Below are 7,792 nucleotides of genomic sequence, written 5' to 3' on the forward strand. Positions count from 1 at the left end.
GATAAAATAATTTTTGATAAAACCGGAACGCTTACCGAAGGGAATTTCAAGATTTCTAATCTTTCAGATTTCACTGAGGAGGAGCTGAAAATTGCAACTTCCCTAGCGATAAAAAGCTCGCATATGCTTTCAAAAGCTATCGCTGAAAGCTATAGTGGGCAGATTTACAATCTTGAAGTTAAGGAATATCAAGGGCAAGGCTTAGAGGCTTATTTTAATAATACTCAAATTCGACTTGGTAAGCCAAGTTGGTGCAGTGTTGAAAATAATTCATCAGAAAATTTTGCCAATTTAATTGCGTTAAAAATATCTGATAATATTAAAATTTTTAAGTTGGAAGATAGGCTTCGAGTTGATGCAAAACAAACGATTGATAGTATAAAAAGGCTTGGCCTAGAGCCGATTATACTCTCAGGTGATATAAAACAAAATGTTGAAAATATTGCAAATCAGCTTGGTGTTACTGAATATTTTTATGAAAAATTGCCAGAAGAAAAATATAGTTTTGTAAAATCTCTGAAAGAAAAAAATCACAAAATAATTATGGTAGGTGATGGCTTGAATGACGCACCTTCCATAGCTTTCGCCGATGTTTCAATCTCGCCTGGTAATGCGGTTGATATAACTCAAAATTATGCTGATATAATTTTCAAAGGTGCAAAATTAAAGCCAGTTTTAGATGTAATTTTAATTTCAAAAAGGGCTAGAAATTTAATTAAGCAGAATATTTATCTCTCATTTTTTTATAATATTTTGGCAATCCCTTATGCAATTTCTGGCTTTATGACGCCACTTTGGGCAGCAATCGCAATGAGTTTATCTTCCTTAGTTGTAATTCTAAATTCTTTAAGATTGTCTAGCAAAAAAATTTGAATTGGTTAAATTAGAAAATATTTTTTATACATTCTTTTTTACTTTTTTAATGCATCAATTTAATCAAATTTTATCTTCACTAAACCCTGAGCAACTTGAGGCAGTAAGCCACACTGAAGGGGCTTTATTAGTTTTAGCGGGGGCTGGCACTGGTAAGACGAAAGTGCTAACAACTCGTATTGCGTTTATATTGCAAAATCGTTTGGCTTGGCCAAGTCAAATCCTAGCGGTTACCTTCACAAACAAGGCTGCAAAAGAGATGGAGCATAGAATTCATCAAATGGTTGGCGATATTTCAGCAGGGCTTTGGCTTGGAACTTTCCACTCTATAAGCCTTAAAATCTTAAGGAAATATCCACTTCTTGTGGGCTTAAAAGAAAACTTCACCGTTATAAATTCAGATGATCAACTTCGCTTGATTAAAGAAATTATGACGGAGATGGAAATTGATCAAAAAAAGTTTAATCCTAAGGGAATTATAGCTCAAATTAATCGCTGGAAAGATAGAGCTATTAACCCTGAAAACCTTACAGATGATAGTGATTTAGCAGCAGAAATTTATAAGAAATATCAGAAGAAATCTGAAATTCTTAATGTGATAGATTTTGGAGATATAATTCTTAAATGCATAAATTTATTCAAAAATCATACTGATATTTTGGCGGAATTTCATCGCAAATTTAAGTATATTTTGGTTGATGAATATCAAGATACCAACACCGCGCAATATATGTGGCTTCGTTTGCTCGCTCAAGATAAGCAGAATATTTGTTGCGTTGGTGATGATGATCAATCAATCTATGGTTGGCGTGGTGCGGAAGTTGGTAATATCTTGCGATTTGAGAAAGATTTTTCTAATGCAAAAATTGTTCGCTTAGAAACAAATTATCGTTCAACCACTCAAATTTTAGCAGGTGCTGATGCGGTAATTGCGAATAATCAAAATCGCTTAGGAAAAACCTTGAAAGCAAATAACGGCAATGGTGATGCGATAAAATTAGTTTCCCTCTGGGACGATAAATCGGAAGCAAATTATATAGCAGATGAAATTGAAGCCCAACAACAAATTTATAAAAAACGGCTTGATAATATGGCAATTCTTGTGCGTGCTGGTTATCAAACTAGGGCGTTTGAGGAATGTTTTATTCGCAGGGCAATTCCTTATAGAATTCTCGGTGGTTTGCGATTCTATGAGAGAATGGAAATTAGGGATATAATCGCTTACATAAGGGCAAGCGTTACGCCAGAAAATGATCTTGCTTTGGAGCGAATAATTAATCTTCCTAAAAGAGGAATTGGTGAAAAAACAATTAATGATCTTAAAAAATTTGCGAATCAAAATTCCATCAGCCTTTTTGATGCGATTTATAATAATGTTTATAGTGACGTGGATAGCTTTTTTGATATTAAACCAACAATTGCAAATTCAATCAACCTCAAGCCAAAAACAAGGGAAACCCTAAAAAGTTTTGTTGATGATTTAATTGCTTGGCGGAATGATTTTTCTGAACAGCCTCACGCTAAAGTGGTTGAAAAAATCATTGAGGATTCTGGCTATAAAAATATGTGGGAAACTGAAAAAACTATTGAATCTAAAGGCAGGCTTGAAAATATAAAAGAGCTTGTAAGTGCGATTTCTCAATTCACAGATATTTACGAATTTCTTGAGCATATCAGCCTTGTTGCTGATGCAGATGATAGGCCAGTTGAAGATATGATTTCTATAATGACAATTCACGGCGCAAAAGGGCTGGAGTTTGATAATGTTTTTCTACCAGGGTGGGAGGAAGGCTTGTTCCCAAGCCAGCAATCTCTTGATGAGCTAGGGCGTGAAGGGCTTGAAGAAGAACGCCGCCTTGCTTACGTTGCAATCACAAGAGCGAAGAAAAATTTGATGATAAGTTTTGCTTCAAGCAGGATGATTTTTGGTAATATTATAAATTCTGTTCCTTCAAGATTTGTTGATGAACTGCCTGAAGATGCAGTTGAAATCATCAATAAAGCTGGGCTTGGTGCGGGCTATAAGGGTAAAAATTTTGCTTCAAAAACTCAAGAAAATAGCTTGAATGAAAAGCAAAATAATTTTGAAATACCTTCAATCAGCAATGGATTTAACTCAAGAAAATTAGCAGAAAAATCGCAGAATAAATTTTCAGTTGGTGAGAAAGTTAATCACCCCGTTTTTGGCGTTGGCAGAGTGTTAAACATAAATGGAAAGCACTTGCAAATTGTGTTTGAAAAAGCTGCGATCAAAACTTTACTAGAAGATTTTATAGAAAAAGTTGCTTGAGAAAATTATAAAAAAAAAAATTATTTTACTGGCGAAGTGTAAAAGAAAAACTTAGGCTGATAGCCATTAGAAAGGCTTGCAGGAGCTGAATTTCTGTTGGAATATTTCTCATCATTCATTGCATAACTATTAATAGTTTTTACATTTGTAACATTGTTATTTTTTGCAAATCTATCAACCGTTAGAGGTTTTTTTACATTAGAATAAACTATTGCAGGCTTCTGAAATGCACCCCTATTAACATTTGTAGGGTTATTTTTTGCAAAAAATGTTCCGCCATTATTTTTGTTTAGCATAGCAAAATTTTCATCTAAAATTTTTCTCATATGGTTATCTCTTGCAGTGGCTGATTTTCCGCCCATTACAACACCAACTAAGCTATTGCCGTTTCTCTCTGCGTTTAATGCGAGGTTAAAACCAGAAGCATTTATAAAACCTGTTTTACCAGCTTTCGCACCTGCATAATCCCTCAAAAGCCTATTATGTCCACCAAATTCTTGCCTTTTATAAACAAACGATTTTTTTGAAAGCAGATTATAATATTGCGGAAAATCCCTTCTTAATGAAACTAAAAGCTTTGCCATATCTTTAGCATTTGTATATTGATTAGCATTTGGAAGCCCTGAAGCATTAGCAAAATTTGTATTTTTCATACCTAGATATTTCGCCATATTAGTCATAGTTTTAGCAAACCCTGATTCTGTGCCGCTAATTCTTTCCGCTAGCACTACCGCAGAATCATTAGCTGAAAGAACTATAACGCTATTTATCAAATCATTAACTGAAATTTTTTCACCAGCTCTTAAACCTAGTTTCATTCTAGGTTGTGCGGCCGCATGACGAGAAACATTAACCATTTCATTCATTGATAATCTTCTATCGTTAAGGGCTTGAAAAGCTAAGTAAAGCGTCATCATTTTAGTAAGTGAAGCTGGATATCTTTTTGCATCAGCATTTTGTTGATGAAGAATATCTCCAGTTTTTGCATCAACAACAAGGCTTGCATATTTATCAGGAAAAAAATACGGATTAGAATTATTGATTGAACTTCTTGCACTCGCACTTACTGAGATTGCAAAAATCGCAAGATTAAAAAAAAGAAAATTTAAGAGGGATTTAATCATATTTTTATTTTATTCTAATTTCATTATATCACGAAAAAGCTTATAAATCATTGAAATTTATAGGCTAAACCTACTAAAATGAGTTAATTTTTATCAATTGTTGATTTTTTGAGCAAGAAATACGCAGGGCAGAACTTCAAAAAACCAGTTATTACGGCAACTCCTGAAAGCAAGAAAAAGATTGGGTGCTTTATAATAATACCAAGTAAAAGCAACACGAAACCAGCCCCAAACCTTATTTTTCTATCTTTTCCGCCGACATTACATTTCATAGCAAAATCAATTTTGTTTAGGGAGTATCAATAACAATAATTTCTGAGTCTGTAAAAGTTTTTATCTGAATTTCTTTAGCTTCTTTTACTTCAGCACCATCACCCTGTTGCATTTTTTGCCCGTTGATTTCAAATTCACCTTTTGAAGCAAGAATATAAGAATTATATTTAACCTTATGATTTACAAGGCTATTTGCCTTAAGATTGCCACCCCAAATCGCCGCATCTTGATATATAAAAAGTGGGCTTAAATGTTCATCTTCCTTCCTGCCTGAAACGAGTAAAGTAAGTGAATTTTCAGAAATTTCTTTAGGGAATTTTCTAGCGTCCCATCTAGGTTTAACGCCCATTTCATTAGGTTGAATCCAGATTTGAAATAAGGTTGTATCTTCCGTTTCATAATTATATTCGGAGTGCGTAATGCCACTGCCAGCACTCATAACTTGAACATCACCTGCGATTGTTCTACCTTTGTTACCAAGGCTATCTTGATGGGTAATAGCACCAGAGCGAACATAGGTAATAATTTCCATATCTTTATGAGAGTGAGGTGCAAAGCCCTTTCCAGCCGATACTTTATCATCATTTATCACAAGCAACTTACCAAAGCCTGTTCGGTTTGGATTATAATAATTCGCAAAACTGAAATGATAATTGGCTTTCAGCCAACCATAATCAGCTTTACCTAAATCAGAAAATCTGAAAATTTTTGCCATATCTTTTCTAAATTTTAATTTTTATTAAAACCCTGTTACTAATTGGTTTTCAATCCGCATATCTATATAAGATATTTTTTTAGAAAGAAGATTATTTTTCTTATTTAGCTCTGATAATTTTTTCCAAGCAGAGATTGCATTTGTTTCAGGTAGCTTAACTTTAATAGATTTTTTCAACTCAACATCCCACCTTCTATTGCCAATTTTCATAGCAGAAGTAACCATTTTGTGAAGCTCTGGCGAAGAAGAAATTATATCATAAATTTCTGAGATTTCTCTCTTACTATCCTTACCTTTTATGGTGGGAAGATTTTGATTTTCCGGTGTTACTTTGTAAGTAATTAGATTTCCTCGAATATCGGAGAGGGAAAATTTTCCATCTTGAACCCAAATAAAACTCGGCTTTCGCTCAATAATTTCAACTTCTAATGTATTTGGAAGTTTGATTCTAAGATTTGCTTTATCAACCCAACCAACTTCAGAAATATTTTTCTGCACTTCTTCTAAATCTAGCATTAATATTGGTATTTCAGAGTAATCAACCGCATCATAAATTGCATTAATAATATCATTATGATTAACAGTTTTGTTACCAGAAATCTCAACTTTTTCAAGCTCAAGACCAAGTTTTATTGTCTTTTCAGCGATTTCATTTTTCACTTTTCTAACTACTTTTGAATAGCCATCAAACAGAAAACACCATATTAAAAAAATTGCAAAAAATACTAATAATGTAATTTGAAAAATTTTCAGCGAGCGATTAACAGCAAAACGAATTTTTCTTTTGCGAATAAAATCCTCAGGTTTTTTGAGATTAACCTTCTTTTTCTTTTTAGGTTTTTGCTTCATAGTTAAACTAAATCTCTAAACCTGCGGTTAAAATTAATCTTAAAACAATTTCATCAAAACTAATATTTTTTGAAGCGGCAATCTTTGGAACAAGAGAGGTTTCTGTCATTCCGGGGTGAGTATTTATTTCTAAAAAATATAATTTATTTTCTGCTTCATTAAAAATTATATCGCTTCGTGAAATAGTTTTGCAATTGGTTTTTATATGAGCAATTTCTGCATATTTTAACGCAAGATTTTCAATTTCCTTTGGAATTTGTGCAGGGCAAATATATTCGGTCGCACCCTTTGTATATTTACTTTTATAATCATAGACACCGCTAATAGGCTTGATTTCAACCACACCAAGGGCTTTATCATCAAGCACTGCAACGCTTAACTCCCTGCCCTTTATATATTTTTCAACCAAATATTTTTGAGAATTTTTTAGCGATAAATTTTCTAAATCCGCCTTATTAAAAATAATATGAACACCAACGCTAGAGCCATCCGCGATAGGTTTAATTACAAAAGGAAAAGGAATTTTATCTTGCATTATAACTTGCGAGCCTTCTAAAATTATATCTTCCGCAACATTTACACCGTTATTTTTTACAATCTCTTTGGTAAGAGATTTATTCATACACACGCTGGAAGCTAAAATGCCGCTGTGAGTATATGGAATTTGAAGAACCTCTAAAATACCTTGCAAACAGCCATCTTCACCATATAAGCCGTGCATTGCATTCACAACTAAATTTATATTTTTTGAAGTTAAATCAGAAAAAATATTTTTAGAAAATTCAATTTTAATTGGGTTAAAACCTTGCCTTTTAAGGCTTTCATAAAATGCGTTTGCGGTTCTTGTAGAAACTTCCGCCTCAGAAGAAGGACCACCATAAACGATCGCAATATTTTTAGATAAGAGATTTTGAATTTTTTCTTGCATTATATAACAGATTTTTACTCTGCTATATTACGCAATCTAACGGAAGTTTCAAATGCTTCTCGCAAATAATTATCATTGGCGGAAAATGTGAAGTTTCCGGCTTGATAATCAGGTTTTTGAAAATTTTGCGAGGTATTTACTTTATTTCTACTTCTAAAAATAAGGCTGAAATTAACAAGCCGTGGCTGACCGAGCGAATTAAAATTTCTCCCTTCTATTTGAAAATCCTCAACATAATCAGTAACAATTGCGTTTTGCGTTTGCATATCCCAAGTTGAGCCGTTGAAAGTTTCAATATTCATAAACATCGCCTTTCTTGTGGGGTTTGAGCGATTGGCGATAAAATAAGTAACACGAATTCTTTCAGTAGAAGTTTTATCATAAACTATCTGCAAACCATCGCAACACGCGGAAGTGCCAGAATCTGTGATGGTAATAGGAGTTTCAATATTGCCCATAGTAGATTCAACATTTGCATCAACTTCTTTATAGCCAGCCAATCTTAAATCCCTTGAGATTAACCTAATAGTAGGCATCGCAAAATCTCTAATTTCTGAAACAAGATTATTTCGCTTAAATTGTTCAGCAACAATAGTATAAGCGGAATAAGCCCCGAGCAAAACTATAGAGCTTGTGAAAACCGCAAGCACTAACTCCAAAATTGAATAGCCAGAATTTTTATTTTTAATTGTCATATATTTTTTTAAGAACCACCTCTGGGTATCCGCCAGTTGCCTGCA

At 33.4% G+C, this 7,792-nt stretch carries 7 protein-coding genes and 1 pseudogene; 2 read left to right on the forward strand and 6 right to left on the reverse strand.

Annotated features, from left to right (window positions below):
- Positions 1 to 873: HAD-IC family P-type ATPase (locus tag SFT90_03520; protein ID MDX1949556.1), on the forward strand; the 873-nt coding region annotated here is incomplete at its 5' end.
- A 49-nt stretch (positions 874 to 922) separates the two neighbouring features.
- A pseudogene (locus SFT90_03525) lies at positions 923 to 2,854 on the forward strand (UvrD-helicase domain-containing protein).
- A gap of 329 nt (positions 2,855 to 3,183) precedes the next feature.
- On the opposite strand, the gene SFT90_03530 reads toward SFT90_03525, so the two are convergent.
- The 6 genes from SFT90_03530 to SFT90_03555 form a co-directional block, all read right to left on the reverse strand.
- Positions 3,184 to 4,287, reverse strand: a complete 1,104-nt coding sequence (locus tag SFT90_03530; GenBank protein MDX1949557.1) for a D-alanyl-D-alanine carboxypeptidase family protein — start codon at positions 4,285 to 4,287, stop codon at positions 3,184 to 3,186.
- An 83-nt stretch (positions 4,288 to 4,370) separates the two neighbouring features.
- Positions 4,371 to 4,559, reverse strand: a complete 189-nt coding sequence (locus SFT90_03535; protein ID MDX1949558.1) for a DUF2892 domain-containing protein — start codon at positions 4,557 to 4,559, stop codon at positions 4,371 to 4,373.
- 17 nt (positions 4,560 to 4,576) lie between these two features.
- The gene (locus SFT90_03540) at positions 4,577 to 5,275 is read right to left on the reverse strand and encodes a pirin family protein (GenBank protein ID MDX1949559.1); all 699 of its coding nucleotides are present in this window, start codon (positions 5,273 to 5,275) and stop codon (positions 4,577 to 4,579) included.
- 24 nt (positions 5,276 to 5,299) lie between these two features.
- Entirely contained in the window at positions 5,300 to 6,124 is an 825-nt protein-coding gene (locus tag SFT90_03545) for a cell division protein FtsQ/DivIB (protein MDX1949560.1), read from the reverse strand.
- 7 nt (positions 6,125 to 6,131) lie between these two features.
- Positions 6,132 to 7,052 (reverse strand): D-alanine--D-alanine ligase, encoded by a 921-nt coding sequence (locus tag SFT90_03550; protein MDX1949561.1) that lies wholly within the window; start codon positions 7,050 to 7,052, stop codon positions 6,132 to 6,134.
- A gap of 14 nt (positions 7,053 to 7,066) precedes the next feature.
- Positions 7,067 to 7,792, reverse strand: a 726-nt coding sequence (locus SFT90_03555; protein ID MDX1949562.1) for a hypothetical protein, incomplete at its 5' end; no start/stop codon positions are given.

The sequence above is a fragment of the Rickettsiales bacterium genome (assembly GCA_033762595.1).
Taxonomy (GTDB): domain Bacteria; phylum Pseudomonadota; class Alphaproteobacteria; order Rickettsiales; family UBA8987; genus JANPLD01.